The sequence below is a fragment of the Acidisoma sp. genome (assembly GCF_965199065.1).
GTDB lineage: Bacteria > Pseudomonadota > Alphaproteobacteria > Acetobacterales > Acetobacteraceae > Acidisoma.
Map to the genome: position 1 here is coordinate 771,117 of NZ_CBDAQN010000003.1, position 24,856 is coordinate 795,972.

Annotated in this window: 25 protein-coding genes; 22 read left to right on the forward strand and 3 right to left on the reverse strand. The window is 65.8% G+C overall.

Annotated features, from left to right (window positions below; genetic code table 11):
- Nucleotides 1-18: 18 nt before the first annotated feature.
- Together ACOEQ1_RS11715 and ACOEQ1_RS11720 are read left to right on the forward strand one after the other, a co-directional pair.
- Nucleotides 19-1,125, forward strand: coding sequence for a cis-3-hydroxy-L-proline dehydratase (locus ACOEQ1_RS11715; protein WP_419759429.1), 1,107 nt, complete (start codon nt 19-21; stop codon nt 1,123-1,125).
- Nucleotide 1,126: 1 nt separating this feature from the next.
- Nucleotides 1,127-2,161, forward strand: a complete 1,035-nt coding sequence (locus ACOEQ1_RS11720) for a trans-3-hydroxy-L-proline dehydratase (RefSeq protein ID WP_419759430.1) — start codon at nt 1,127-1,129, stop codon at nt 2,159-2,161.
- A 17-nt stretch (nt 2,162-2,178) separates the two neighbouring features.
- Here the strand turns inward: ACOEQ1_RS11720 and ACOEQ1_RS11725 are convergent, their stop codons facing one another.
- Nucleotides 2,179-2,634: a YbaK/EbsC family protein gene (locus ACOEQ1_RS11725; protein ID WP_419759431.1), complete on the reverse strand. Its 456-nt coding sequence runs from the start codon at nt 2,632-2,634 to the stop codon at nt 2,179-2,181.
- A gap of 155 nt (nt 2,635-2,789) precedes the next feature.
- On the opposite strand from ACOEQ1_RS11725, the gene ACOEQ1_RS11730 reads away from it, so the two are divergent.
- Nucleotides 2,790-5,054 (forward strand): methyl-accepting chemotaxis protein, encoded by a 2,265-nt coding sequence (locus ACOEQ1_RS11730; RefSeq protein WP_419759432.1) that lies wholly within the window; start codon nt 2,790-2,792, stop codon nt 5,052-5,054.
- Between the two features lie 344 nt (nt 5,055-5,398).
- Nucleotides 5,399-7,225: a methyl-accepting chemotaxis protein gene (locus ACOEQ1_RS11735; RefSeq protein ID WP_419759433.1), complete on the forward strand. Its 1,827-nt coding sequence runs from the start codon at nt 5,399-5,401 to the stop codon at nt 7,223-7,225.
- Between the two features lie 180 nt (nt 7,226-7,405).
- Here ACOEQ1_RS11735 and ACOEQ1_RS11740 read toward each other — a convergent pair whose 3' ends face one another.
- The gene (locus ACOEQ1_RS11740) at nt 7,406-7,909 is read right to left on the reverse strand and encodes a GAF domain-containing protein (RefSeq protein ID WP_419759434.1); all 504 of its coding nucleotides are present in this window, start codon (nt 7,907-7,909) and stop codon (nt 7,406-7,408) included.
- Nucleotides 7,910-8,046: 137 nt separating this feature from the next.
- Between ACOEQ1_RS11740 and ACOEQ1_RS11745 the strand changes: the two genes are divergently transcribed.
- The 4 genes from ACOEQ1_RS11745 (at nt 8,047) to phnE (ending at nt 11,273) form a co-directional block, all read left to right on the forward strand.
- Nucleotides 8,047-8,628, forward strand: a complete 582-nt coding sequence (locus ACOEQ1_RS11745; RefSeq protein ID WP_419759435.1) for a TMEM175 family protein — start codon at nt 8,047-8,049, stop codon at nt 8,626-8,628.
- Between the two features lie 145 nt (nt 8,629-8,773).
- On the forward strand, nt 8,774-9,682 hold the full coding sequence (locus tag ACOEQ1_RS11750) for a phosphate/phosphite/phosphonate ABC transporter substrate-binding protein (protein WP_419759436.1): 909 nt from the start codon (nt 8,774-8,776) through the stop codon (nt 9,680-9,682).
- Nucleotides 9,679-10,446, forward strand: coding sequence for a phosphonate ABC transporter ATP-binding protein (locus ACOEQ1_RS11755; RefSeq protein ID WP_419759437.1), 768 nt, complete (start codon nt 9,679-9,681; stop codon nt 10,444-10,446). The genes ACOEQ1_RS11750 and ACOEQ1_RS11755 overlap by 4 nt, the downstream gene beginning before the upstream one ends.
- Nucleotides 10,443-11,273, forward strand: coding sequence for a phosphonate ABC transporter, permease protein PhnE (gene phnE, locus ACOEQ1_RS11760; RefSeq protein WP_419759438.1), 831 nt, complete (start codon nt 10,443-10,445; stop codon nt 11,271-11,273). The genes ACOEQ1_RS11755 and phnE overlap by 4 nt, the downstream gene beginning before the upstream one ends.
- A 10-nt stretch (nt 11,274-11,283) precedes the next feature.
- On the opposite strand, the gene ACOEQ1_RS11765 is transcribed toward phnE, so the two are convergent.
- A complete protein-coding gene (locus ACOEQ1_RS11765) occupies nt 11,284-12,423 on the reverse strand; it encodes an alpha-D-ribose 1-methylphosphonate 5-triphosphate diphosphatase (protein WP_419759439.1) in 1,140 nt (379 codons plus the stop codon).
- Between the two features lie 105 nt (nt 12,424-12,528).
- On the opposite strand from ACOEQ1_RS11765, the gene phnG reads away from it, so the two are divergent.
- The 14 genes from phnG to ACOEQ1_RS11835 all read left to right on the forward strand — a co-directional run bounded on the left by phnG (nt 12,529) and on the right by ACOEQ1_RS11835 (nt 24,851).
- Nucleotides 12,529-13,005, forward strand: a complete 477-nt coding sequence (phnG, locus tag ACOEQ1_RS11770; RefSeq protein ID WP_419759440.1) for a phosphonate C-P lyase system protein PhnG — start codon at nt 12,529-12,531, stop codon at nt 13,003-13,005.
- Nucleotides 13,002-13,574 carry a phosphonate C-P lyase system protein PhnH gene (phnH, locus tag ACOEQ1_RS11775; RefSeq protein ID WP_419759441.1) on the forward strand — a complete coding sequence of 191 codons (573 nt, stop codon included), beginning with the start codon at nt 13,002-13,004 and terminating at the stop codon, nt 13,572-13,574. Before phnG ends, phnH begins: the two co-directional genes overlap by 4 nt.
- Nucleotides 13,575-13,576: 2 nt before the next feature.
- Nucleotides 13,577-14,680 carry a carbon-phosphorus lyase complex subunit PhnI gene (locus ACOEQ1_RS11780; RefSeq protein ID WP_419759442.1) on the forward strand — a complete coding sequence of 368 codons (1,104 nt, stop codon included), beginning with the start codon at nt 13,577-13,579 and terminating at the stop codon, nt 14,678-14,680.
- Nucleotides 14,677-15,528: an alpha-D-ribose 1-methylphosphonate 5-phosphate C-P-lyase PhnJ gene (locus ACOEQ1_RS11785; RefSeq protein WP_419759443.1), complete on the forward strand. Its 852-nt coding sequence runs from the start codon at nt 14,677-14,679 to the stop codon at nt 15,526-15,528. The genes ACOEQ1_RS11780 and ACOEQ1_RS11785 overlap by 4 nt, the downstream gene beginning before the upstream one ends.
- Nucleotides 15,525-16,328 (forward strand): phosphonate C-P lyase system protein PhnK, encoded by an 804-nt coding sequence (gene phnK, locus ACOEQ1_RS11790; protein ID WP_419759444.1) that lies wholly within the window; start codon nt 15,525-15,527, stop codon nt 16,326-16,328. Before ACOEQ1_RS11785 ends, phnK begins: the two co-directional genes overlap by 4 nt.
- Nucleotides 16,325-17,026 carry a phosphonate C-P lyase system protein PhnL gene (gene phnL / locus ACOEQ1_RS11795; RefSeq protein WP_419759445.1) on the forward strand — a complete coding sequence of 234 codons (702 nt, stop codon included), beginning with the start codon at nt 16,325-16,327 and terminating at the stop codon, nt 17,024-17,026. The genes phnK and phnL overlap by 4 nt, the downstream gene beginning before the upstream one ends.
- Nucleotides 17,023-18,174, forward strand: coding sequence for an alpha-D-ribose 1-methylphosphonate 5-triphosphate diphosphatase (locus ACOEQ1_RS11800; RefSeq protein WP_419759446.1), 1,152 nt, complete (start codon nt 17,023-17,025; stop codon nt 18,172-18,174). The genes phnL and ACOEQ1_RS11800 overlap by 4 nt, the downstream gene beginning before the upstream one ends.
- The gene (phnN, locus tag ACOEQ1_RS11805) at nt 18,171-18,728 is read left to right on the forward strand and encodes a phosphonate metabolism protein/1,5-bisphosphokinase (PRPP-forming) PhnN (RefSeq protein WP_419759447.1); all 558 of its coding nucleotides are present in this window, start codon (nt 18,171-18,173) and stop codon (nt 18,726-18,728) included. The genes ACOEQ1_RS11800 and phnN overlap by 4 nt, the downstream gene beginning before the upstream one ends.
- A gap of 30 nt (nt 18,729-18,758) precedes the next feature.
- Entirely contained in the window at nt 18,759-19,688 is a 930-nt protein-coding gene (locus tag ACOEQ1_RS11810; protein ID WP_419759448.1) for an alpha/beta hydrolase, read from the forward strand.
- A gap of 85 nt (nt 19,689-19,773) precedes the next feature.
- Nucleotides 19,774-20,784 (forward strand): alpha/beta fold hydrolase, encoded by a 1,011-nt coding sequence (locus tag ACOEQ1_RS11815; protein WP_419759449.1) that lies wholly within the window; start codon nt 19,774-19,776, stop codon nt 20,782-20,784.
- A gap of 74 nt (nt 20,785-20,858) precedes the next feature.
- The gene (locus ACOEQ1_RS11820) at nt 20,859-21,389 is read left to right on the forward strand and encodes a phosphate-starvation-inducible PsiE family protein (RefSeq protein WP_419759450.1); all 531 of its coding nucleotides are present in this window, start codon (nt 20,859-20,861) and stop codon (nt 21,387-21,389) included.
- Nucleotides 21,382-22,146, forward strand: a complete 765-nt coding sequence (locus tag ACOEQ1_RS11825) for a YoaK family protein (protein ID WP_419759451.1) — start codon at nt 21,382-21,384, stop codon at nt 22,144-22,146. The genes ACOEQ1_RS11820 and ACOEQ1_RS11825 overlap by 8 nt, the downstream gene beginning before the upstream one ends.
- 31 nt (nt 22,147-22,177) lie before the next feature.
- The gene (locus ACOEQ1_RS11830; RefSeq protein WP_419759452.1) at nt 22,178-22,615 is read left to right on the forward strand and encodes an RbsD/FucU family protein; all 438 of its coding nucleotides are present in this window, start codon (nt 22,178-22,180) and stop codon (nt 22,613-22,615) included.
- A gap of 289 nt (nt 22,616-22,904) precedes the next feature.
- Nucleotides 22,905-24,851: a PrkA family serine protein kinase gene (locus ACOEQ1_RS11835; protein ID WP_419759453.1), complete on the forward strand. Its 1,947-nt coding sequence runs from the start codon at nt 22,905-22,907 to the stop codon at nt 24,849-24,851.
- Nucleotides 24,852-24,856 lie beyond the last annotated feature (5 nt).

A 24,856-nucleotide genomic window follows, 5' to 3' on the forward strand; every position in this document is an offset into this window, starting at 1 on the left:
ACGAGGAAAGACCAAGACATGAAGATCACCGCCATCAAGGCTTGGCAGGTCGACCTGCCCCTGAAGGAGGGCCGCTACAGCTGGTCCAACGGGAACTTCGTCGAGGTCTTCGATGCGACCGTGGTCGCGGTGGAAACCGATGACGGCGTGACGGGCTATGCCGAGTGCTGCCCGCTCGGCTCCGCCTACCTCCCCGCCTACGGCGCCGGCGTCCGTGCGGGCCTTGCCGAGATCGCGCCGAAGCTCATCGGCCTCGACCCCACGAACCTCGGCGAGATGAACCGCCGCATGGACGCCGCCCTCAAGGGCCACGCCTTCGTCAAGGCGCCCATCGACATCGCCTGCTGGGACATTCTGGGCAAGGTCGCCGGCTTGCCCGTCCATGCGCTGCTCGGCGGCGCGGCCCAGGATCGGGTCGCGCTCTACCGCGCCATCTCCCAGCAGCCGCCCGAGCAGATGGCGCGCGCCGTCGCCGGCTACCGGGCCGAGGGCTACACCAAGTTCCAGCTCAAGGTCGGTGGCAATGCCGACGAGGACATCGCCCGCATCATCGCCTGCCGGGACATCCTCCACCCCAGCGACGTGCTGGTGGCGGACGCGAACACCGGCTGGACGCGGGCCGAGGCCGCGCGCGTGGTCGCGGCGGTATCCGACCTCGATGTCTACATCGAGCAGCCCTGCCCCTCCTTCGAGGAGTGCCTGTCGGTGCGCCGCCGCACGGCGCTGCCTTTCGTGCTCGACGAGGTCATCACCGACGTTGAAGCCCTGCTTCGCGGCCTCGCCGAGGATGCGATGGACATCATCAACCTCAAGATCTCCAAGGTCGGCGGCCTGACCAAGGCGCGGCTCATCCGCGACCTCTGCGTCGAGAGCGGCATCCCGATGACCATCGAGGACACCTGGGGCGGCGACATCGTGACCGCGACCATCGCCCACCTCGCTCGCTCGACCCCGGCTGAGTTCTGCTTCTCCGCCACCGACTTCAACAGCTACGGCACGCGGGACATCGCGACGGGTGCGCCGCGCCGCCTCGATGGCTTCATGACCGCCTCCGATGCGCCCGGCCTCGGCGTCACACCCTTGATCGAAAGTTTCGGCGCGCCGGCCCTGAGCATCGGCGGCTGAGATGCGAACGACCAAGATCATCCACATCGTCGGCTGCCACGCCGAGGGCGAGGTCGGCGACGTGATCGTCGGCGGTGTCGCGCCGCCGCCCGGCGACACGCTCTGGGCGCAGTCGCGGTTCATCGCCCAGGACGAGACGCTCCGCCGCTTCGTGCTCAACGAGCCGCGCGGCGGCGTCTTCCGTCACGTCAACCTGCTGGTGCCGCCCAAGGATCCGCGCGCCCAGATGGGCTTCATCATCATGGAGCCCGAGGACACGCCGCCGATGTCCGGCTCCAACTCCATCTGTGTGGCGACGGTGCTGCTCGACACCGGCATCATCCCCATGGTCGAGCCGGAGACGCGCCTCGTGCTGGAGGCGCCGGGCGGCACGGTGGAGGTCACCGCGCTCTGCCGCAACGGGAAGGCCGAGCGCATCACCGTCCGCAACGTGCCGAGCTTCGCCGACCGGCTGGGTGCCAACATTGAGGTCGAGGGCCTCGGCACCTTGACGGTCGACACCGCCTATGGCGGCGACAGTTTCGTCATCGCGGACGCCGCGGCGCTAGGGTTCGCCATTGTGCCCGACGAGGCGCACGACATCGCCCAGGCCGGCATCCGCATCACCAAGGCGGCGAACGAGCAGCTGGGCTTCACCCACCCCGTGAACGCGGAGTGGAACCACATCTCCTTCTGCCAGATCGCGCTCCCGGTCCGTCGCGAGGGAGATGTGCTGACAGGCGCGAATGCCGTCGTCATCCAGCCCGGCAAGATCGACCGCTCGCCCACCGGCACCGGCTGTTCGGCGCGCATGGCGGTACTGGAGGCGCGCGGCGAGATGGCCGTGGGCGACCGCTATCTCGCCCGCTCGATCATCGGCTCCGAGTTCGCCTGCCGCATCGAGGAGGCGACCATGCTCGCCGGCCGCCGCGCGATCATCCCCTCGGTCTCTGGGCGTGCCTGGGTCACGGGCACGCGGCAGGAGATGCTGGACCCGGACGATCCCTGGCCCACCGGCTACCGCCTGTCCGACACCTGGCCGCGCATCGCCCGGTAAGCCGCTCAGGCGGCTTCCTAGCACACGTCGACCCACTCGGCGCCGACCAGTTCGGCCATCCGGACCGGGTCGATCCGCACCGCGCTATGCGTGGAGCCTGCCGCAGGCACCACCTCGTCGAACGCTCTCAGCGAGATGTCGCAGTAGACGGCGAGCGGTGTCGCCAATCCGAACGGACAAACCCCGCCGACCGGGTGTCCGGTGACGGCCACCACTTCCTCGGCGCTCAGCATGCGCGGCTTGCCGCCAAAGGCCGCCTTCGCCTTCCGGTTGTCGAGCCGAGCGTCGCCCCGCGTGACCACCAGCAGGTTGCGCTCACCGACCCGCAGCGAGAGGGTTTTCGCAATCTGCGCGGGCAGCACGCCGTGCCCTTCGGCGGCGAGCGCGACCGTGGCGGTGCTGCTTTCCAACTCGATGATGGCGATATCGGGAGCGTTTGCGGCCAGAAAGGCGCGGACCGACTCAAGGCTCATGGGCATGACTCTCCTCGACAGTTCCCAGTCCGGAACGACGCTTTCGCTGGCGAAGCGACTTCACGCGGCGTTAACCAGCTTCAGCGTAATAGTAACGAACTGGTGATCCGGAACGGCATTGTCAACGTGTTGACCCCGCTCAGAGGAGACTCGCGTTGGCACTCGGTCGCTTTGCTAAAAGACGAAGCACGCAAGCCTATCTGGTTACTGCTGTTATCTGTCTGCTGGGCCTGTTTGCCGTTCGGCAGAAGGCGGCGATCGATTACGGTTCCGCGAAGGATCGTTTCCGGCTTGAGTCGCACGCGGCGACGCTGGCCGCAGCCAATCTCGCGCAAAATCAGTTCGAAGATATCTATCACAATATTCGAACCATCAGCCGTTTGCCGAGTGTTCGCAGCGTCGACCGCGAGGGCACGACACTTACTCAGGACTCAACATCGACCATACAGGAGCTTTACAACAACCTCGCCAGCAGCGTGGCAATTTCGGAAGTCTACATCGTTCCGCGCTCGCTCAACGCTGATCTGATCGATCCCGCCACGAGCGCCCCCGAAAAGCCGATCATCAGCTTTGACGATCTGATAGCGGACGATGCGGGTGGCGGCACAATTGTAAAACGTTTTGAAGCGGAGATCTACGAGTACCATCTCCTGCGCCACCAGATGACGTGGTTCGCTGTCCACACACCGACAATGGCGTCGACGCACGGCGTCGACGTTCCGATGATCTCCGGCGGACAGGTCGTCACCTGTGACAACACGGTCTATAACTCGACCCTCAACGATAGCGACAGGACCGGCATGGTCTTCTCGGTTCCGTTCTTCGCACCGGATGGTCGCCTGAAAGGGACCGTCTCGGCGATCATCCGCCTCAAGGCGGTCCGCGCTGTGCTCCCAATCCGCGGCTTCGCGTTGGTCAGCCCAACCTATAACGAGTTTCTGCTGTCGCCCCGTGAAGTGCTCGACGCGGCCGCGCGGAACTATGCCCGCCATGCGGAACCCGATCCGCGCCTGATCTACTCCGAGGTTTTTCCGCTCCCGATCCACGACCCCAGAGCGCAGTGGAGCCTTTGGGCAGAGGTTCCGAATGCGGCCTACTACAAGCGCGCAGATGTTCGCGCGGCGCAAACGTTCGAGGTCGGCGCATACTCGGTTGTCGTTTTACTGACGCTTGTTGCGGTTCTCGTCATTTGGCTGATTGATCGGAATGCGCGTCTCGTTGCCCGCGCGGCGACGGCGCTTGCCCGGCTGGCGGGAGGAGACGACACCTATGTCCTTCCGGGCGCTGAACTCAGCGGCCCGGCTGGCGGCTTGGCAAGGGCCTTCGCAAAGTTTCGCGACGCCTTGATCGAGAAGCGAAAGAATGAGCTTCGCGCAGAGGCCGATCGCCAGCTGGCTGACGCCGCGCGGGCTCGTAACGATCGTGACCGTGCCGAGGCGCTGAACGCGGCGGCGATGGTCGTCAGCTCGATCGGCAGAGGGTTGGAGGCGCTCTCGGATGGCGACCTTAACTTCCGTCTGAACACGGCGCTTCCGGAAGACTACGAGAAGCTCAGGGTCGATTTCAACGCCGCCATGGAGCACGTCGCTGATCTTGTGCGCAAGATCGTCATCATCACCGCGTCGATCAACTCCGGGAGCACAGAGATTGCGCGCGGGGCGTCAGATTTGAGCAAACGAAGCGAGCAACAGGCGGGCAGTCTCGAACAAAGCGCCGCGGCTCTGGAGCAGCTGACCACCACTGTTCGTAGGACTGCCGAGAACGCGATGAAGGTCAGCCTCGTAGTCGCCCGCACCAAGGTGGACGCGCAGCATTCGGGCGAGATCGTGCAGAAGGCGACGGCAGCCATGGGCAACATCGAGCGATCGTCACAGGAGATCGGCCAGATCATAGGCGTGATCGATGAGATCGCCTTCCAGACGAACCTGCTGGCTCTCAATGCCGGAGTTGAGGCCGCACGCGCCGGCGACGCGGGGCGTGGTTTTGCGGTCGTGGCAAGTGAGGTGAGGGCGCTCGCGCAGCGCTCGGCGGCAGCGGCCAAGCAGATCAAGACACTGATCGCGACATCGACCGGCGAAGTTGGCATAGGCGTCGGTCTGGTTGATGAAGCCGGCAAGGCGCTGGACCGGATCGTCTCGCAGGTTTCGGACATCACGGTATCGGTCACCGAGATGGCGCAGTCGGCGCAGGAGCAGGCGACCGGACTTCATGAGGTGAACGCTGCCGTCAACCATATGGACCGCGTCACCCAACAGAACGCCGCCATGGTCGAGGAAAGCTCGGCCGCGAGCCACGCACTCGACCAGGAGACCGCCGAGCTTGTCGAGCTTACGCAGCAGTTTCGCACTGAAGCCGCCGGCTCCCCGGCGAGGACGATCAGCCGCCCGTCCGGTAAGCGGGCGATGCTGAAGGTCGTATGACCACACGATCCGCGTTTGGTCACAGCGTAGCCGGCGACGCGTCGCCACGGCTCCAACAGCAGATTGTCCCCCTTGTCCGGACGGACAGGCTTCTCGATCTGAGCGCGCAGGACGCTGTCGAGCGTTCGAGGGCTCGGTTCTGCCTCGGCGAGCGGACAAGGCGCTGACGATCTCTCTCTTAACCGGATTTAAAGCGGTTCAAGTCAATTTGTGTCCAAGGCCTGCGCGGCTGCCTTTGCTTTTGGCCGGATGGCGTCTCCACATTGCACCGACGAAGGCTGAATATGGCAACGGCATCCGATCGAATTCCTGGCCGCGCGCGACACTGGACGGCGCTGGGCGCCATGTCCATCTCACGTCAATTCACGTTCATCGCGTTGTCGGGTGTGCTCCTCGCCGTCTGCGGCATGGCGCTGACCCTGTACGGTGCCTACGGGCAGGCGCAGCAGGCGCGACAGGATGAGGTGCGGCACCTGACGCAGGTTGGCGCCACGATCGTCAAAGCCTTCACGCAGCAGGCCGAGAGCGGCGCCATGCCCGTTGCGACGGCGCAGCATGAAGCGTTAGCCGCCTTGAGCGCCATTCGTTACGACGGAGTGAACTACTATTTCGTCATCACCGACAAGGGCGTGATGATTACGCATCCGAACAAGGCGCTGATCGGCAAGAACGAGCTTGATCTCAAGGACCCGTTCGGCACGCCCATCTTCGCGCCCCTCATCGCTGTGGCGATGGCCGGTGCGCCGGCTCTCCATTTCTATTACTTCCCCAAGGTGCCGGGCGGCACGCCGCAGCCCAAGGCATCGTTCGGGATGGAGATACCGGAGTGGCATTGGGTGGTCGGCACCGGCCTCTATACCAATGACATCAATGACGCGCTCATCAGCCGCGCCATCTGGCTCGGGTCGATTTTCCTGCCGATCTTCGTGATCTTCCTTGTGCTTGCCCTCCTCACCCGCCGGTCGCTCTCCAAACTGCTGACGAATTTCTCGAACAGCATGCGGGAGCTGGCGCAGGGCAACCTGACGACGACGATCACCGGGCAGGATCGCACCGACGAGGTCGGCGCCATGGCCAAGGCGGTGCAGGTCTTCAAGGACAATGCGTTGCGGGCGCGGGCGCTTGAGCTTGAGCAGCGCGAAGCGAGCGCTCGCCGCGCGATCGAAGACGAACAGGTGCGGCGCGATACCGAGGCGGCGGCCGCCACGATGGTCGTGGGCTCGATCGGCAAGGGGTTGGAGGCGCTTTCCAGTGGCGACCTCGCATTCCGTCTGACGACCATGCTGCCCGACGCGTACGAGAAGCTCCGGCACGATTTCAACGGCGCCATGGAGCAGCTTGCCACGTTGGTGCGCAACATCGTCGCCATCACCGGGTCCATCAGCCACGGCAGTACCGCGATCGCACAGGGCGCGGATGATCTGAGCAAGCGGACGGAGCAACAGGCCGCGAGCCTGGAAGAAAGTGCGGCGGCTCTGGAGCAGCTCACCACCACGGTTCGCAAAACCGCCGAGAGCGCGATGAAGGTCAGCCTCGTCGTTGCGCGCACCAAAACGGACGCGCAGCAAACCGGTGAGGTCGTGAGGAAGGCGACGGGCGCCATGGGCAACATCGAGCGGTCATCCAGCGAGATCGGCCAGATCATCGGCGTGATCGACGAAATCGCCTTCCAGACAAATCTGCTGGCATTGAATGCCGGCGTCGAGGCGGCGCGCGCCGGGGATTCGGGTCGCGGATTTGCGGTCGTGGCGAGCGAGGTGAGGGCGCTTGCCCAGCGCTCGGCGGCAGCAGCCAAGCAGATCAAGACGTTGATCGCGACATCCACTGGCGAAGTGGGCATCGGCGTCGATCTCGTCGGCGAGGCCAGCAAGTCGCTCGACCGGATCGTCTCGCAGGTTTCGGACATCACGATCTCCGTCACCGAGATGGCGCAGTCGGCGCAGGAGCAGGCCACCGGCCTTCACGAAGTGAATGCCGCCGTCAATCACATGGACCGCGTCACCCAGCAGAACAATGCGATGGTCGAGGAGAGCACTGCGGCAAGCCATGCGCTCGACCAGGAGACCGCCGAACTTGTCGAGCTTACAAAACAGTTTCGCACTGAAGCGGCCGGCTCCCCGGCGAGGATCAGCCGTCCGCCCGGCAACCGGGCGATGCTGAAGTTGGCCTGACAACGGTGTTCCACGCTGCACGGTAAGGGCAGACGCGCCCTCTGCCGGGCAACGCGCCGCGACAAGAGACGGACGCCTGATCGGCATCCTCCCGTGCCGGATTTTCAACCGCAGACGCAGGCTTAGACGCCGGCCGCCAATCGGCACGTAATAACCGGCGGTCGCCCTCAACCGGATCCCTCAGGCTGAAGCAGCCCCGAGGTTATGCAATGTTCCGAATGCGAGCAGCTGGATATCGACGAAGCGTGCCAGCGTCAGCAGCTTTCCGACCTCAGCCTTTGTGGCTCGCCGCGGCACGTCCGACATCACGCACAGCGCGCCGACCCGGTGGACCAGCTTCACACCCGCGTAAAACCGCAGGTGGGACGTGCCGGTGACCCAGGGGTTCGCGATGAAACGCGGGTCGACGCTTGCATCCTCGACGACCATCACCCCGGAACCTTCGATCGTATGCGAACAGAATGAGGAACTGCGCGGGCTTTCCCTCACGTCTGACCCGATGATACTCTTGGACCATTGCCGGTCGACATCGACCATCGTTACGGCGGCAATCGTGGCGCCCGGGAAGATTTTGAGCGCCTCCACGACACAGCACCGGAACCGCGTCTCGTCGCTCGTATCGAGCAACCCAAGCTGATGAAGCTGCTCTATTCGTTCCGCCTCGGTAGACTTGGTCTCGGACATCCTCTGCTCCTGGCAATGCGGAACCAAATTACAGAGAAGCCTTTAATTTATACTTTCGGGTCCGTGAACGGACTGTCGAAATCTGGCTGCCGCGCGCGGCGCTTGAGCCTCTCACTCTGGAGAGCAATAGTGCCGCAATGGGAAGCGAGCGGCTCACGGCCTTCACCGATGGCGTTATCGCCGTCATCATTACCATCATGGTTCTCGACCTCAGGGCCCCGCAGGGCGCGTCCCTTGCCGGGCTGCTCCCGGTTGGTCCGAAGCTGCTCGCCTATGCACTGAGCTTCATCTATGTCGCGATCTACTGGAACAACCACCACCACTTCTTCAAGCTGGTTCCGCGCGTCACCGGCGGAATTCTCTGGGCCAATCTCAACCTGCTCTTCTGGCTGTCGCTGATCCCGTTCGCGACGGGCTGGCTGGGCATCCATCCGGAGGCCGCCGCCCCGACCGCCGTCTACGGCGTGTCGCTGCTGATGCCCGCGCTCGCCTGGTACATCATGCAGACCGCCATCATCTCGGCTCAGGGCAAAGGGTCCCCGCTCGCGGCGGCCATCGGCCGGGACCTCAAGGGCAAGCTGGCGCCGCTGTTCTACCTGCTGGGCATCGGCATCGCCTTCGTCGACACCGGCGTCAGCCAGGCGGTGTACGGCCTGGTCGCCCTGATGTGGCTGCTGCCCGACCGGCGGATCGAAGCGGCGATGCCCAAGGACGACTAACCCCGACGGGCCCGCGCGTGACAAGCGACTTGGTTTGGTCATCCCAAATTCATCTAGATGTCAAAAGTTACCGGGGCGGTGTGCGTTAGACCCTCGCGTCACGCGCCGGGCGAGGTCGCCACGGCAATCGCGAAGGAACTCTCAAATGCGCAAGCTCTTAAAGGGAGCCGCCATTCAGGCGCTCATCGGCTTCACGGCCCTTATCGGTACGGGCAGCGCCGCTCTGGCCGCCAACGACTGCCCACACGGCGCGCTGCACTACGGCGTCATCCCCTCCGACGCCTCGGCTGGCTTCGTGCCGCTGTATCACAAGATCGGCCATCTGATCAGCGCGAAGCTCGGCTGCCCGGTCGATGTCGAGATCGGCACGAGCTACACGGCGACGATCGAGGCTATGCGCGCGGGCAAGATCGATGCCGCCGAGTTCGGCCCGCTGAGCTACGTTCTCGCCCACCAGATCGCCGACGCTCAGGCGGTCGCGACCTACGCCAAAGCCGACGGCACGCCCGACACCTACACCGCCAGCATCGTGACCTGGCCCGGCTCGGGCATCACCACGCTCAAGGGCGTCGCCGGCCATACCTTCGCCTATTCGGATCCGGCCTCCACCTCCGGCCATCTCTTTCCCGCCTACGCGCTGAAATCGGCCGGCATCGACCCCGATCACGGCGTGAAGGCCATCTACGCCGGCAGTCACACCGCCAGCTACGAAGCTCTGCTGAACCACAAGGTTCAGGCTGGCGAGATGAACAGCCCCGAGATCGCCTCGGCGCAGGTCGCGGGCATCTACAACCCGAAGGACTTCGTCACCCTCTGGACCAGCCAGCCGATCCCGCAGGATCCGATCGTCGTGCGCGGCAACCTGCCGCCCGCCTTCAAGGCGAAACTTTCCGAGGTGCTCGCGCATCTCGACCTCAGCAGCATCCCGCCCGATGAAGCCAAGATCATCGGCCTGCACGGCAAGGGCTACATTCCGGCGAAGGACGCCGACTACGACGGCATCCGCAGCCTCGTGTCGGTGCTGCACCTGAACCTCTCCAAGATGGGTTCATGAGCGAACCGCTCATCGCAGTGTCCAACCTGGCCATGCGCTACCCCACGGGGCGCATGGCCTTGACGGATACAAGCCTCAGCCTGGCGGCCGGAGAGCTCGTCGTCATCCTCGGCGCCAATGGTTGCGGCAAGTCCACCATGCTCCGCTGCATCGCGGGGATGCTGACGCCGACCGCCGGCAACATCCAGGTTGCCGGCCGCCGGATCAGCGGCCTCGCAGGCCGGGAACTCGCCGATGCCCGCATGGCGCTCGGCATGGTCTTCCAGAACGCCCACCTCGTGCGCCGCCGCAGCGTCATCGCCAATGTCATCACCGGCACGCTGGGCCGCCATCGCGGTCTCGCCGTCACCCTCGGCCGTCTGCCCGAGAGCGAGCGCCCCTTCGCGATGACATGCCTCAACCAGGTTGGCCTCACCGCTTTTGCCGAGCAGCGCGCCGGCACGCTATCCGGCGGTCAGGCGCAGCGCGTTTCGGTGGCCCGCGCGCTCGCGCAACGGCCCCTCGCCTTGCTCGCCGACGAGCCCGTGGCGAGCCTCGATCCCGATGCCGCCGAGGAACTCATGGGCCTGCTCCGGCATCTCGCGCATGAGGACGGGCTCGGCGTGCTCTGCGTGCTGCATCAGCCGGAACTGGCGCGCCGCTTTGCCGACCGTATTCTCGGCATGAAGGATGGCCGCATCCGCTTCGACACCAAGCCCGCCGAAGTGCAGGAGACCGAGGTCGCCGGCCTCTACGTCAAGACGCCGGAGGCGCTCGCCGCATGAACGGGATCGCGATCAAGACTGCGCCCTCGCCTTCACCAGGCGCGGGGTCGCGCGGCGACGGCACGCCGAAGCGTCGCGGCGCCCTCTCCTTCGTGCTGATCTTCCTCGGCATCGCCCTCTTCATTCAAGCGGCGGTGGTGGTCCAGGCCCGGCCGCAGGACCTCATCACCGGCGCGGCAGGCATCGCCGACATCCTGCATCGCGCCTGGCCACCCGACTTCTCCCAGCTGCCCGGCGCGCTGGAGCCGGCGCTCGAAACCATCGACATGGGGCTCTTCGGCACCAGCGTCGCGGTGATCTTCGCCTTGCCGGTGGCCCTCCTCGCCGCCCGGAACACGACGCCCGCCCGTCCTTTCTACTATGCGACGCGCGTGCTCATCGCGCTCTGCCGCGTGGTGCCCGATCTCGTCTGGGCGCTCATCTTCGTCACCGCAGTCGGGCTAGGCCCCTTCCCGGGCGCGCTCGCCATCGTGGTGCACAGCGTTGGCATGATGGGCCGCCTGTTCTCGGAGGTCATCGAGGACATGGACATGGGCCCCGTCGAGGCGCTGACCATGACGGGCGCCGGCCGCCTCGCCGTCTTCACCCATGCCGTGGTGCCAAGCGTGCTGCCTTCGTTGCTCGGCATCACGCTCTACCGGCTCGACGAAAACATCCGCTCGTCCCTCATCCTCGGCTTCGTGGGCGCCGGCGGCATCGGCTTCCAGCTTCTGACCGCCATGAACCTCTTCCAGTACCGAACCGTCTCCATGCTGCTCGTGATCACCTTCATCATCGTCATGGGTGCCGAGCGCATTTCCGCCTGGCTCCGGCAGCGGATCGCCTGAGGGCGCCCGATCAATGCAGGCGGGACGCGCCTTCGGCGGAAAGATAGGCGATCCGCCCGCCCGCGATGGTGGCAACGACATGCGGCTGCGGGCTCTCCGCCACCACCACCAGATCGGCGCGGCGTCCGGGTTCGATGCGGCCGCGATCGTGGAGGCCCGCCGCCGCCGCCGGGTTGGCGGAGATGAGGTCCCAGCTGCGCGCCAGCCCACCCTCGCGTTCGCCCAGGATAAACGCCGCCCGCAGCAACGCCGGATAGAAATAGTCGCTGGTGAGGATCTGGCAGAGCCCGGCCTCCACCATGCTGGCCGCCGAGGCCCAGCCCATATGCGAGCCGCCGCGCACGACGTTGGGGCTTCCCATCACCACCCAGTCGCCGGCCTCGGTCGCGGCGCGGGCCGTCGGCTCGTTCATCGGGAAGTCGGAGATGCGGGCGCCTTCTGCCCGGAACGTCGCCCGGCTCTCGGGGCTCACATCGTCATGGCTCGCCATCGGGATCCCTTTGGCACGCGCGGCGGCGGCGATACGATCGGCTGCCGCCGGCACCTCGGCGGCGCGGGCAGCGACACCGGTCGCGAGGGTGCGGAAATCCTCCAGGCTCATCCCGGCGCGGTCGCTGTATTTCGCCCCCGTGATCGGATCGGCCATCTTCCTCAGGATGGAGGGAGTATGGTCGTTGAAGGCCAGCAGATGGACCTCGCCCTCGGCGATCGCGGCGAGCGCCATATCCAGCGCCTCGAGATTGAACGCCTCCCAGCGCAGATGCACCCGCATGTCGCAAAGCTGGCTCGGGCGGTTCGCCGCGAGCGCCGCGAGCAGAGCCGAGAAGGCGCGCGCGCTCCGCAGACCCGGCTCCCAGGAGAGCGTCACGCCATGGAAGGCGGTGGTGATGCCGTTGGCGAGAAGCTGCGCCTCGGTTTCAGTCACCGCCAGGTTCATCGGGAAGTCGACGCCAGGGCGAGGCTGCACCTGCCGCTCGAACGCATCGCCATGCAGATCGACGATGCCCGGCAGCACGATAAGCCCCGATGCGTCGAACTGCCGCCCATCGCTGTTGCTCTGCCCGATCAGCGTGTCAGTTGTATAGATGTCTGCCAAGACGATGCCGTCGTCGGGAAGCAAAGTTCGACCGCCTATCAAGTTCACGCTCATTCTGTAACTCCCGTTCGTGTCCGTGCAGCGGCCCTGTGCCGAATGCAATTGACACTAAACCAATCACTTCTACAGTCCAGACATCTAGATGAATATCAGGTGACGATGTCCAATCCAGAGCATTCCACCCTTCCAGGCGGCCTTCAGGATCGCCGCCAGAAATGGCTCGCCATCCTTGCGCGCGCCGAGAGGACCGCAATCGAGGCGCGATTGTCGGCGCAGGGTCCATTGCCCGCTCATCGCCGGTTGCGTGGTCCCGAGACCGGGCTCGTCATGGTGCAGGGCCGCGCCGGCGGCAGCGGGGCGCCCTTCAATCTCGGCGAGATGACCGTCACGCGCTGCACCGTCCACAACGAGGGCGGCCGTATCGGCCACGCCTATATCGCGGGCCGCGATCCCCGGAAGGCGGAACTCGTGGCCAGCCTCGATGCCGCGTTGCAGGATCCCGAGGAAGGTCCGGCTTTGGAGCAGGCTGTCATCCTGCCGCTCGCCGCCGCGCTGGCCGCCGCCGATGCCGATTTGCATGCCAAGGCGGAAGCGACGCGCGTCGATTTCTTCACCCTGGCGACGATGCGCTCATGACCCTCGACAAACCCGGCTTCACCGACCCGGTGACCGAGGCGCAAGCCTGTTTCCGCTCGGTTCTGAGCGCGATGTCCCGCCCCGGCCGGATCGTCGCGATGTCCCACAGCATCGCCGCACCGCCGCTCGACCCGGCGACCGCCTCCGTGCTGCTGACGCTCGTGGATGCCGATGTCACGCTCTGGCTGGACGAGGCGTTGTCGCCGAGCTGGGACTGGCTCGCCTTCCATGCGGGCGTCGTTCGCGCCCCCAGCCTCGGCGAGGCTGCTTTCGTTTGCGTGACCACGCTGCCGCCGCTTGCGGATGTCTTCGCCGGCACCGACGCCGCGCCGGAAAACGCCGCCACTGTCATTGTACAGGTGCCGGCGCTGGTGGACGGTCCCCGGCTGACGCTTTATGGCCCGGGGCTCGAAGCGCCGGCCGTCATTGCGCCGCAAGGCCTGCCGGCGGATTTTGTTACGCAGTGGGAGGGCAATCACCGGCTTTTCCCGCGCGGCGTGGACCTTTTGCTCTGCGCCGGGGGCGCCTTCCTGGCTCTCCCGCGCAGCGTGAGGATCGGAGAGGGCTAACAATGGCTTATGTCGCCGTCAAAGGCGGGGAGCGTGCGATCGACGCCGCTCACGAGTGGCTCGCGCGCGACCGGCGCGGGGATCCCTCGGTTCCTGAAATCGGCACCGCCCAGATCGCCGGGCAACTTGGCCGGGCGGTCGACCGGGTGATGGCGGAGGGCGCCTGCTACGACCCGGATCTCGCGGCGCTCGCCGTCAAGCAGGCGCAGGGCGATCTCATCGAGGCCGCTTTCCTGGTGCGCGCCTACCGGACCACCCTGCCCCGGTTCGCAGCCTCGCTTCCGGTCGAAACATCCGCGATGCTCATCCGCCGCCGCATCTCGGCCATCTACAAGGATCTGCCGGGCGGGCAGGTGCTGGGGCCCACCTATGACTACACCCACCGCCTGCTCGACTTCTCGCTGGCCGCCGAAGGCCATGAACCGTCGCCGTCCGTCCCTTCTCCCCCGGCGGTTGATGCATCCTTGATGCCCCGCGTGATGGATTTGCTCGATCAGGAAGGGCTCATGGCCGCCGAGGAGCCGAGCGACGTGACGCCCGGCGATCTGACGCGCGAGCCCCTCGCCTTCCCGGCGGAGCGTGATGTGCGCCTGCAGGCGCTCGCGCGTGGCGACGAAGGGTTCCTCCTCGCCCTCGGCTATTCCACTCAGCGCGGCTACGGCAACACGCATCCCTTCGTCGGCGAAATCCGCGCCGGCAGCGTCGCGGTGGAGATCGTGCCGCCGGAACTCGGTTTTCCGATCGAGATCGGCCGCATCGCCCTGACCGAGTGCGAGATGGTGAACCAGTTCGGCGGTTCGAAGACCGAGCCTGCTCAGTTCACGCGCGGCTACGGCCTCTGCTTCGGCCACGGCGAGCGCAAGGCCATGGGCATGGCGCTCGTCGACCGCGCCATGCGCGCGGGGGAGCTTGGCGAGGACCTGACCGCCCCGGCGCAGAACATCGAATTCGTGCTGTCCCACAGCGACAACATCGAGGCGACCGGCTTCGTCGAGCACCTCAAGCTGCCCCACTACGTCGACTTCCAAAGTGAGCTCGAAACGATTAGGCGCATGCGCGAAACGGCAGGCACGTCCGTCGACGGAGCTGAAGGAGAGACGCCATGAGCGGCTACAACTTCGCCTATCTGGACGAACAGACGAAGCGGATGATCCGCCGCGCGATCCTCAAGGCGATTGCGATCCCCGGGCATCAGGTGCCGTTCGGCGGGCGGGAGATGCCGTTGCCCTACGGCTGGGGCACGGGCGGCATCCAGGTGACGGCGGCGATCCTCGGGCCGGAGGACGTGCTCAAGGTCATCGACCAGGGCGCCGACGACACCACCAACGCGGTGTCCATCCGGCGCTTCTTCGCCCGCACGGCCGGCATCGAAACCACGACCCGCACCACCGAGGCGACCATCATCCAGACCCGCCACCGGATTCCCGAGACGCCTTTGCGGGCCGACCAGATCCTCGTCTATCAGGTGCCGATGCCGGAGCCGCTTTCCAAGCTCGAGTCGAGCCGCGCCGAGACCCGCCAGATGCACGCGCTTGCTGAATACGGCCTCATGCACGTGAAGCTCTACGAGGACATCGCGCGTTTCGGGCATGTCGCGATCAGCTACGACTACCCGGTGATGGTGAACGGGCGCTACCTGATGTCGCCCTCGCCCATCCCGGCCTTCGACACGCCGAAGATGAACCGGATGCCGGCGCTGCAGCTGTTCGGCGCCGGGCGCGAGAAGCGCATCTACGCGATCCCGCCCTATACTTCGGTGCGGCCGCTCGATTTCGACGACCATCCCTTCCGGCTCGTGCGCGCTCCCCACGCCTGCTCGCTCTGTGGGGCCCGCGACAGCTACCTCGACGAGGTCGTCACCGACGATCGCGGCGGCCGCATGTTCGTCTGCTCGGACACCGACTACTGCGCCGGACGGCGCGAGACCGCCGAGCGCGCGGGAGAAGCCGCATGAGCCCCACCTTGACCAAGAGAGGCCTGGCCGACGCGCCCCTGCTCGAGGCTCATGACCTCCGCCTCTCCTTCGGCTCTATCCACGCCTTGGACGGGGTGAACGCCATGCTCTGGCCCGGCGAGGTTCTCGCCATCGTAGGCGAGAGCGGCTCCGGCAAGACGACCCTGCTCAACGTCCTCTCCGGACGCGTCCGTCCCGACGCCGGGCAGGTTCTCTACCGCGATCCCGAGCACGCCCTGCACGATGTCCATGCCATGCCCGCCCCGCAGTTGCGGGCGCTGCACCGCTCCGACTGGGGCTTCGTCCATCAGAATCCGCGCGACGCGCTGCGTATGGGCGTGTCGGCGGGGGGCAATGTCGGCGAGCGCCTGATGGCACAGGGCGCACGGCACTACGGCTCGATTCGCGACAACGCGATTGATTGGTTGCGGCAGGTCGAGATCAGCCCCGACCGGATCGACGACCTCCCGCGCACCTTCTCGGGCGGCATGCTGCAACGCCTGCAGATCGCCCGCACGCTCGCCACCCACCCGCGCCTCGTCTTCATGGACGAGCCGACCGGCGGGCTGGATGTCTCGGTTCAGGCGCGCCTGCTCGACCTCATCCGCTCGCTGGTGGGGCGGCTGGGTATCGCCATGGTGCTCGTGACCCACGACATCGCGGTCGCGCGGCTGCTTGCCGGACGGATACTCGTGATGCGGCACGGTCAGGTCGTCGAATCCGGGCTCACCGACCAGGTCTTGGACGATCCGCAGCATCCCTATACACAGCTTCTCGTGAGCTCGGTTTTGCAGGCATGACAACGACGATGCTGCGGACCGAGGGTCTGTCCAAATCCTTTACTCTGCACCTGCAGGACGGCGCTCGCATTCCGGTGCTGCGCGACGTTGACATCGCCATCGCGGCAGGCGAGTGCGTCGTGCTCTCCGGCCCGTCGGGCACCGGCAAGTCCACCCTCATGCGCAGCCTCTACGGCAATTACCGTGCGGAGACCGGCCACATCCTCGTCCGGCACCGCGACACCTGGGTGGATCTCGCAAACGCCGACCCGCGCCTCGTGCTGGAAGTGCGGCGGGAGACGCTCGGCTACGTCAGCCAGTTCCTCCGCGTCGTGCCCCGCGTGTCCACACTGGAGATCGTCGCCGAAGCGCTGACCCTCCGCGGCACGTCCCATGAGGAGGCACTCGCCCGCGCACGCGAAATGCTGATGCGGCTGAACCTGCCGGAGCCGCTGCATGCTTTGCCGCCGGCGACCTTCTCGGGCGGCGAGCAGCAGCGCGTCAACCTCGCGCGCGGCTTCATCGGCGGTCACCCGATCCTGCTGCTCGACGAGCCGACCGCATCGCTCGACGCCGCAAACCGCGACGCGGTGGTGGCTCTGGTCCAGGAGGCGAAGGCCGCCGGCACCGCCATCCTCGGCATCGTGCACGACGCGCCGACGCGTGACGCGATAGCCGACCGGCTGTTCCAGCTGACCCCGATCAGACTAGCGGCATGAGCGAGACGATCCTCACCAACGCCGATCTCGTCCTCGACGACCGGATTGTACGCGGCACGCTCGTCATCCGGGACGGGCTGATCGCCGACATCGCCGACGGCCGCACCAGCGCCCTCGGCGCCGATGATCTCGATGGCGACATCCTGATGCCCGGCATCGTCGACCTCCACACCGACAATCTCGAGCGTCAGGTGCAGCCCCGGCCCGGCGCGCGCTGGCCCTCCCGCTCCGCCTTCCTCGCCCATGACGGCCAGTGCGCGGCGGCGGGGGTCACCACCGTTTTCGACGCGCTCTGCGTCGGCAACCTCAACTTCGACATCGACGACCGGGTGAGGACCTTCCGCGAGGGGGTCGCCGACCTCACCGTGCTGGCGGCGTCGGGTCTCTTCAAATCCGACCACTTCCTGCATCTGCGGTGTGAGATGCCCGCAGAGAACATGCTTGGCCTGGTCGAAACGGTTATCCCGCATCCGCTGACCCGCATGGTCAGCCTCATGGATCACACTCCGGGTATTGGCCAATATGCTGATCTGAATCGCTTCCGGCTGCGTAAGGGGGTAGACGGGCTGCAACTGGCCGAGATCGATGTCCAGATCGCCGAGCTGCAGGCGAGACGGCTCGAACTCCGCACGCCGCAGCGCCGCCGGCTGCTGGAGATGGTCCGTTCGTCACGTGAAAGCGGGCGCGCCATCGTTCTGGCGAGCCATGACGACGAGACGCTGGAAGAGGTGGAGGAGAATCATGCCGACGGCATCACGATCAGCGAATTCCCGGTGCGGCTCGCGGCGGCGCGGGCGGCCAAGGCGCGGGGTATGGCTGTGATTGCGGGCGCCCCCAACATCGTGCGCGGCGGCTCGCATTCCGGGAACGTCTCGGCGGCCGATCTGCTGGCGGCGGGCGCGGTCGATGCCCTCGCTTCGGATTACGTGCCGCCAGCCATGATCGAGGCGGCCTTCGCCGCCGCCGATGCCGGCCTCCCGGTGCCGCGCGCTGTGGCGCTTGTCACCTCGGGTCCGGCCCGGCTTGCGGGGCTTACCGATCGCGGACGCCTCGCCGTCGGCTTGCGCGCGGACCTGCTGCGCGCGCGGCGTCATGAGGGGCTGACGGCACCATTGGCCGTCTGGCGCCAAGGCCGCCGAGTCGCATGACCGGCCTTCTGGTGCTGGTGGTCGGGCCATCCGGCTCCGGCAAGGACACATTGATGGCAGGTGCGGCCAGGGCTCTCATCGATGATCCCCGTTTTCGCTTCGTCCGCCGGATAGTGACGCGTCCGGAGGCGGCGGAGGACCACGAGGTCGTGGCCGATGAGCCGGCTTTCGCAGCCCGCCGCGACTCCGGCGGCTTCGCGCTCCACTGGGAGGCTCATGGCCTGCAGTATGGGATCCCCGCCGACATCGCCGAGGAGGTGAATGCTGGCCGGGTGGTCGTGGCCAATGTTTCCCGGGCCGTGCTGGCCGAGGCCGCCGCGCAGTTTCCGACGCTCGTGATTGAGATCACGGTGTCCGACTGGGTCCGCGCCATCCGCTTGCGCAAGCGCGCGCGGGAGGCGCCCGGACAGGTCACCGCGCGCCTCCTGCGGGACATTCCCATCCCGCAGGGGCTCCCGGTGTTCACCATCGTGAACGACGGCACGGTGGCGGATGGCATCGAGGCTTTCGCCGACTTCCTGCTGAGCGTGACGGTCGAGGATCACGCCGAGTAGGCCGGCCTGCCCGGATATGGGAGCATCCCTATGGCCGTGTTCCGCCGCGATGCAATTCCGCTCGTCGCCAGCCTGCTTGCAAGCCCTATGATGATGACGCGGGCCGAGGCGGCGCCCGAGGACATCCCATTGTGGCCCGCCTCGCCTCCTGACGGCGGCACCGGCCCCACGGCGACCGAACATGCAGGGCGTCAGGGACAGGTCATGGATGTCCGGACGCCAAGGCTTATTCTTCATCGTGCGGCGCAACCGAACGGCACGGCGGTGATCGTCGCCGGTGGCGGCGGCTATCACACGATCGACCGCCGGTCCGAGAGCGGCCCGACTGCCCGCTGGCTGGCCGGCCAGGGCGTCACTGCCTTCGAGCTGATCTACCGTCTTCCGGATGACGGCTGGCCTCGGGACGCTCCCTTTGCCGATGGAAAGCGAGCGTTCCGGGTGGCGCGCGCAGAGGCCGGCCGCCTTGGCTTCTCTGGCGATCGCCTCGGCTTCCTCGGCTTTTCCGCGGGCGGCCATCTGGCGGGAATGACGGCCGTGGGTGCCGCTCCCGGCACCTATGCGCCGGTCGATGCGGCAGATGCGCTGTCACCTCTGCCCAGCTTCGCGGCCCTGATCTATCCCGTGCTCACCATGATGCCGCCCTGGAACGGCACGCAGTCCTTCCGGCGTCTCCTCGGAAAGGGCGCATCCAGCGCTGCCTGCGCGGCCTATTCGGTCGAGCGGCAAGTCACATCGGGCTGCCCGCCGGTTTTTCTCGCACAGGCATCGGATGACCCGGTTTCGCCCGTCGAAAACAGCATCCTGATGTTTCAAGCCCTCCGGCGGGTCAGCGCGCGACCGGAGATGCACATCTTCCGGCAGGGCGGCCACGGCTGGGGTCTCGGTGCCGTCGGGAGTGAGGTGGCGGCATGGCCTGCGCTCTACGCCACCTGGATGACTACGCTGAGCGGCGCGACCTAGCCGCCGGGCTCTTCCAGCACTGGACCCTCGCCCAAGTTTCGGGCGATGCTTCCCGCGACTATTCACCGGAAGAACAGGAGCGCCCATGAGCTGGCCCACGCAAAGCGGCATACTCGCCCTCGGCGATCTCGCGCTTCAGTCCGGCGAGCGGATTCCCGACGCGAAGCTGTCGTGGAAGGCGCACGGAACGCTGTCGCCAGCGCGCGACAACGTGGTTGTGTATCCCACAAGCTACGGCGCGCAGCATCCGGGGCTGGAGTGGGCGATCGGACCCGACAGCCTCCTCGACCCGGACCGGTGGTTCATCTTGATCCCGGACATGTTCGGGAACGGCCTCTCCTCAAGCCCGTCGAACACGCCCGATTATCCTGGCCTCGTGACCAGCGCCGACAATGTCCTCGCGCAGCGGCGCCTGCTGCGGGAAGTTTTCGGCGTCGAGCAGGTGGCCGCCGTCTATGGCTTCTCGATGGGTGCACAGCAGGCCTACCACTGGGCGGCGCTGGCACCCGAGGCCGTCGCGCGTGCCATCGTGGTTTGCGGCAGCGCCAAGACCTCTCCGCACAATCAGGTCTTCCTACTTTCCTTGCTGGCGGTGCTGGAGGCCGCGCCCGAGCATCTCGGGGGAGGCCGTTTCTCGGCCGAGCCTCTCGCCGCCCGCCGCGCCTTCACGCGCAACTATGCCGGCTGGGCGATGAGCCAGGACTGGTACCGCGCGGGGCTTCATCTCAGCAGCACCGGCGCCACGACGCTCGACGAGTTCCTCGACAATCACTGGGGGCCCGGCTTCACGCTCGCGGCCGCCGACCTCTACGCCCAGCTCCGCACCTGGTACGCGGGCGACATCAGCGCCAACGACCTCTACCACGGCGACCTTTTTGCGGCGCTCGGCGCGATCCGGGCGCGGGTGCTTCTGATGCCGGGCGAAACCGACCTTTATTTCCCGGTCGCCGACAACGCGGACGAGCTACGCCATCTGAAAGCCGGAGAGCTCCGGCCGATCCCCAGCATCTGGGGGCATGTCGCCGGCGCGCCGGCCAAAATTCCCGAGGACTATGCTTTCCTGAAGAGCGAGGTGCGAGCCTGGCTCGACCGCTGAACACTCCTGGCGGATAAGCCGATCTTGAGGAGCGGGGCCCCGAGTGTCGTGGGCCCTGAGGAGGTCGCGCCGCCATGAAACCCAACTTGGAAGCTAATCCCGTGAACCTCAGCCTCGGGAAGATGGGCCCAAGCCTGCGCCGGTTCATCGGGTCCTCGCTTTACGAGACCTTCGAGCACATCGTCATGTTGATCCTCACGGTCATCATCGTGGTGCTGATCGGCTTCGCCACCTATCACCTCATGCTGACGACCTACGGTCTGATCGTGGCGGGCCAACTCGATCCCGCTAACCGGGATGTCTATCCCAGCCTCTTCGGCATGTTCTTCACCGTTCTGATCGGCCTGGAGTTCAAGCGATCCTTCCTGATCGTCACCGCCAGCCAGACGAGCATCGTGCGCATCCGGTCGATCATCCTCATCGGCATGCTGGCGACGCTGCGGAAGTTCATCGTGCTCGACTTGAAAGAGATCAACGTGCTGGAGATGCTCGCAGTGGCGGCGGCCATTCTGGCGCTCGGCATCGTCTACTGGCTCGTGCGGGATCAGGAGACGCGCAGCAGGCCGCCGGCCGTCGACGCCGCGACCATCGGCACCGATGCCTGAGGACCATGCTGACCAGCCCGATGAAGCGGCGGCAACGAGCGAACACCTGTTTCCATATTCTTTAGCGGCCACGGCGGGGTTCGCCGACGCGTTCGGCTACCTCAAGCTGCACGGTCTGTTGACGGCGCACATCACTGGCAACCTGGCGTTCATGGCCGTCGGGCTGGCCCAGGGCAGCCCTCACATCCTGATGAAATTCCTCGCGCTGCCGCTGTTCATGGCCGGCGTCAGCCTCGGCACGATCATCGTCACCGGGCTTGGCCGACATTCGCGGCTGAGCCTCGTCTGGTCCCTCCTGATGGAGGCGGGGCTGCTGCTGCTTTGCCTGTTCGCCGGCAGCGTCCTGCCGCCGTGCCGGTTCACCGACGACCTCACCGGCTGCTGCGTCGGCACCCTTCTCATCATGAGCATGGCCCTGCAGAACGCCATCATGCGGCTGCCGTTGAAGAGGCTGCCCTCGACCACGGCCATGACCACCAACATCACGGAAGCGACGGTCCAATGGACGCACTGGGTCATCGGATTTGGGCGGCAGCTGTCGCCCGAGGACAAGCGAAAGCTGTTTGGCCGCGCGAGGACGTTCGGCACGACGGTCGGCTTCTTCGGCCTTGGCGGCGTCGCGGGTGGGCTGGCTGCCGTGCGAGCCGGATATCTCGGCCTGCTTGCACCCACGGCGGTTCTCGCGCTCCTGGCCACGCGCGCCGCCTTCGTTCACCGTGAGCCGGAGCGTGCCGCCGAAGTCACCCGAGGCCGTTGATCGCCTCTCTAACCCTCACAGGAGACGCCCGATGCTGCGCCATATAGACCCGATCCTCTCGCCCGACCTGCTCGCCATCTTGCGCGAGATGGGCCACGGCGACGAGATCGCCATCGTCGACGCCAACTTTCCGGCCGTCACCATGGGCAAGCGCGTTGTGCGCGCCCCCGGGGTAACCGCCACCCATATGGCGGAAGCCATCCTCAAGCTGATGCCGCTCGACGCCTTCGTGGACGAGTCCGCCTTCACCATGCGGCAGGTGCATTCCCCGGATGAGCCCGCACCTGTCTGCGTGGAGTTCGAAGCCCTGGTCAAAAAGTATAGCGACGGGAAGTTCAGCGTCACGCCGCTGGAGCGCTTCGCCTTCTATGACCACGTGCGGACCTGCTTCGCCGTGGTGAGCACAGCGGAACGGCGGCTTTACGGGAACGTCATCTTGAAGAAAGGCGTTCTTCAGCCCGACGAATGATCGCGCGAACGTGTCACGGATTCGGGTCCTCCAGAACGAATTCCCCATGGTGTGACAATATGACAAGAGAGGTCGCTCGCTGGCCGGAAAGCGCCATGGAACCGTTCAAGAAAGCGCCTTTTCGACAAAAACTCTCATTATTGCTGCTTGATACAAAATGTTGTTGATGAAAAGTTCGAGTTCATTGCGCTAGGCTGCCCGGGTTGTCGCGTCGCCTCTCGAAGGGCTTTGCTCAGGAAGAGGGTCATCGGCAGCAACTGTGGTGCCGATGATGGCTGGAGAACGCGCTATGGATCGACCGGACGACATCTTCTCGCTGCACTCGACTCTTCGCGACCGAACCCGCGAAGTAGAGATGAGCCTTGCCGATTACCTTTCCGCCTGCCGCGAAGATCCTAAATGCTATGCCAGTCCATCGGAACGCATGTTGCGGGCGATCGGCGAACCGGAGATCGTCGATAGCTCGCGCGATCCCCGGCTTGGCCGGCTGTTCCTGAACCGCACGATCCGCCTTTACCCCGCCTTCGCCGATTTCCACGGCATGGAAGAGACGATCGAGCGCATCGTCGGCTTCTTCCGTCACGCGGCGCAGGGCTTGGAGGAGCGGAAGCAGGTGCTCTATCTGCTGGGGCCCGTCGGCGGCGGCAAATCCTCGCTCGGCGAGCGGCTCAAGGCGCTCATGGAGAAGGAGCCTATCTACGTACTTAAAGCTGGGAAAGAGCTAAGTCCGGTCTTCGAGAGCCCGCTGGGTCTATTCGATCCCGATACGATGGCCGACACGCTCCTCGAGAGCTACGGCATTCCCCGCCGCGTGCTGACGGGGATCGCGAGTCCCTGGGCGCTCAAGCGGCTGGAGCAGGCAGGTGGCGATCTGCAGAGCTTCCGGGTGGTCAAGCTTTACCCGTCGCGCCGCAAGCAGGTCGCGGTCGCCAAGACGGAGCCGGGCGACGACAACAATCAGGACATCTCGGCACTCGTCGGCAAGGTCGATATCCGCAAGCTCGAGAGCTACAGCCAGAACGACCCGGACGCCTACGGCTTCTCCGGCGGCCTCAACCGCGCCAACCAGGGGCTTCTCGAATTCGTCGAGATGTTCAAGGCGCCGATCAAGATGCTGCACCCGCTGCTGACGGCGACGCAGGAGGGCAACTACCTCGGCACCGAGAACATCGGCGCGATCCCGTTCCAGGGCATCATCCTCGCCCATTCGAACGAGGCCGAGTGGCAGACCTTCCGCAACAACCGCACCAACGAAGCCTTCCTCGACCGCGTCAGCGTGGTGAAGGTTCCGTACTGCCTCCGGGTGACGGAGGAGAGCAAAATCTACCACAAGCTGATCTCGGGCTCGGCGCTGGCGGAGGCCCCCTGCGCGCCGCACACGTTGGAGATGCTGGCCCGGTTTGCGGTGCTCTCGCGCCTCAAGCCGCACGCGAACTCGAAGCCGTTCGCCAAGATGCGCGTGTACGACGGGGAAAACATCCGGGAGACCGACCCCAAGGTTAAGACGATGCAGGAGTACCGCGACTCGGCGGGCGTCGACGAAGGCATGGACGGCATCTCCACCCGCTTCGCCTACAAGGTGCTGTCGGCGACCTTCAACCACTCCTCGGCAGAGGTCGCGGCGGATCCCGTCCATCTCATGTATGTTCTGGAGCAGTCGATCCGCCGCGAGCAGTTCCCGCCGGAGACCGAAGCCGCCTACCTCGCCACGATCAAGGACGAGTTGGCGTCGCGTTACGCCGAATTCATCGGCAACGAGATCCAGAAAGCTTATCTGGAGAGCTACGGGGATTACGGTCAGAATCTGTTCGACCGTTATCTCGATTACGCCGATGCCTGGATCGAGGATCAGGACTTCAAGGATCCCGATACCGGGCAGATGCTCAATCGTGAACTGCTGAATGCGGAGCTGACCAAGATCGAAAAGCCGGCCGGCATTGCGAACCCCAAGGACTTCCGCAACGAGGTCGTGAAGTTCGCCCTGCGGACGCGCGCCGCCAATGGTGGACGCAACCCGTCCTGGACCAGCTACGAGAAAATCCGCGAGGTGATCGAGAAGCGCATGTTCAGCCAGGTCGAGGACCTTCTGCCGGTGATCAGCTTCGGCTCCAAGAAGGATAATGAAACGGAACGGAAGCACAATGACTTCGTCAGCCGCATGGTCTCCCGTGGCTATACCGAACGACAGGTCCGCAGACTGGTCGAATGGTATATGCGGGTGAAGCAGTCGGCCTGAGCGCG

Bases quoted from the DNA above. Each gene is read 5' to 3' on its own strand.
- ACOEQ1_RS11750 (WP_419759436.1), top strand. From the start codon at position 8,774: ATGCGCAAGCTCTTAAAGGGAGCCGCCATTCAGGCGCTCATCGGCTTC.
- ACOEQ1_RS11825 (WP_419759451.1), top strand. From the start codon at position 21,382: ATGCCTGAGGACCATGCTGACCAGCCCGATGAAGCGGCGGCAACGAGC.
- phnN (WP_419759447.1), top strand. From the start codon at position 18,171: ATGACCGGCCTTCTGGTGCTGGTGGTCGGGCCATCCGGCTCCGGCAAG.
- ACOEQ1_RS11755 (WP_419759437.1), top strand. From the start codon at position 9,679: ATGAGCGAACCGCTCATCGCAGTGTCCAACCTGGCCATGCGCTACCCC.
- ACOEQ1_RS11835 (WP_419759453.1), top strand. From the start codon at position 22,905: ATGGATCGACCGGACGACATCTTCTCGCTGCACTCGACTCTTCGCGAC.
- ACOEQ1_RS11800 (WP_419759446.1), top strand. From the start codon at position 17,023: ATGAGCGAGACGATCCTCACCAACGCCGATCTCGTCCTCGACGACCGG.
- ACOEQ1_RS11815 (WP_419759449.1), top strand. From the start codon at position 19,774: ATGAGCTGGCCCACGCAAAGCGGCATACTCGCCCTCGGCGATCTCGCG.
- ACOEQ1_RS11715 (WP_419759429.1), top strand. From the start codon at position 19: ATGAAGATCACCGCCATCAAGGCTTGGCAGGTCGACCTGCCCCTGAAG.
- phnK (WP_419759444.1), top strand. From the start codon at position 15,525: ATGAGCCCCACCTTGACCAAGAGAGGCCTGGCCGACGCGCCCCTGCTC.
- ACOEQ1_RS11745 (WP_419759435.1), top strand. From the start codon at position 8,047: ATGGGAAGCGAGCGGCTCACGGCCTTCACCGATGGCGTTATCGCCGTC.
- phnL (WP_419759445.1), top strand. From the start codon at position 16,325: ATGACAACGACGATGCTGCGGACCGAGGGTCTGTCCAAATCCTTTACT.
- ACOEQ1_RS11810 (WP_419759448.1), top strand. From the start codon at position 18,759: ATGGCCGTGTTCCGCCGCGATGCAATTCCGCTCGTCGCCAGCCTGCTT.
- ACOEQ1_RS11765 (WP_419759439.1), bottom strand. From the start codon at position 12,423: ATGAGCGTGAACTTGATAGGCGGTCGAACTTTGCTTCCCGACGACGGC.
- ACOEQ1_RS11785 (WP_419759443.1), top strand. From the start codon at position 14,677: ATGAGCGGCTACAACTTCGCCTATCTGGACGAACAGACGAAGCGGATG.
- ACOEQ1_RS11780 (WP_419759442.1), top strand. From the start codon at position 13,577: ATGGCTTATGTCGCCGTCAAAGGCGGGGAGCGTGCGATCGACGCCGCT.
- phnE (WP_419759438.1), top strand. From the start codon at position 10,443: ATGAACGGGATCGCGATCAAGACTGCGCCCTCGCCTTCACCAGGCGCG.
- ACOEQ1_RS11735 (WP_419759433.1), top strand. From the start codon at position 5,399: ATGTCCATCTCACGTCAATTCACGTTCATCGCGTTGTCGGGTGTGCTC.
- phnH (WP_419759441.1), top strand. From the start codon at position 13,002: ATGACCCTCGACAAACCCGGCTTCACCGACCCGGTGACCGAGGCGCAA.
- ACOEQ1_RS11725 (WP_419759431.1), bottom strand. From the start codon at position 2,634: ATGAGCCTTGAGTCGGTCCGCGCCTTTCTGGCCGCAAACGCTCCCGAT.
- ACOEQ1_RS11830 (WP_419759452.1), top strand. From the start codon at position 22,178: ATGCTGCGCCATATAGACCCGATCCTCTCGCCCGACCTGCTCGCCATC.
- ACOEQ1_RS11820 (WP_419759450.1), top strand. From the start codon at position 20,859: ATGAAACCCAACTTGGAAGCTAATCCCGTGAACCTCAGCCTCGGGAAG.
- phnG (WP_419759440.1), top strand. From the start codon at position 12,529: ATGTCCAATCCAGAGCATTCCACCCTTCCAGGCGGCCTTCAGGATCGC.
- ACOEQ1_RS11720 (WP_419759430.1), top strand. From the start codon at position 1,127: ATGCGAACGACCAAGATCATCCACATCGTCGGCTGCCACGCCGAGGGC.
- ACOEQ1_RS11740 (WP_419759434.1), bottom strand. From the start codon at position 7,909: ATGTCCGAGACCAAGTCTACCGAGGCGGAACGAATAGAGCAGCTTCAT.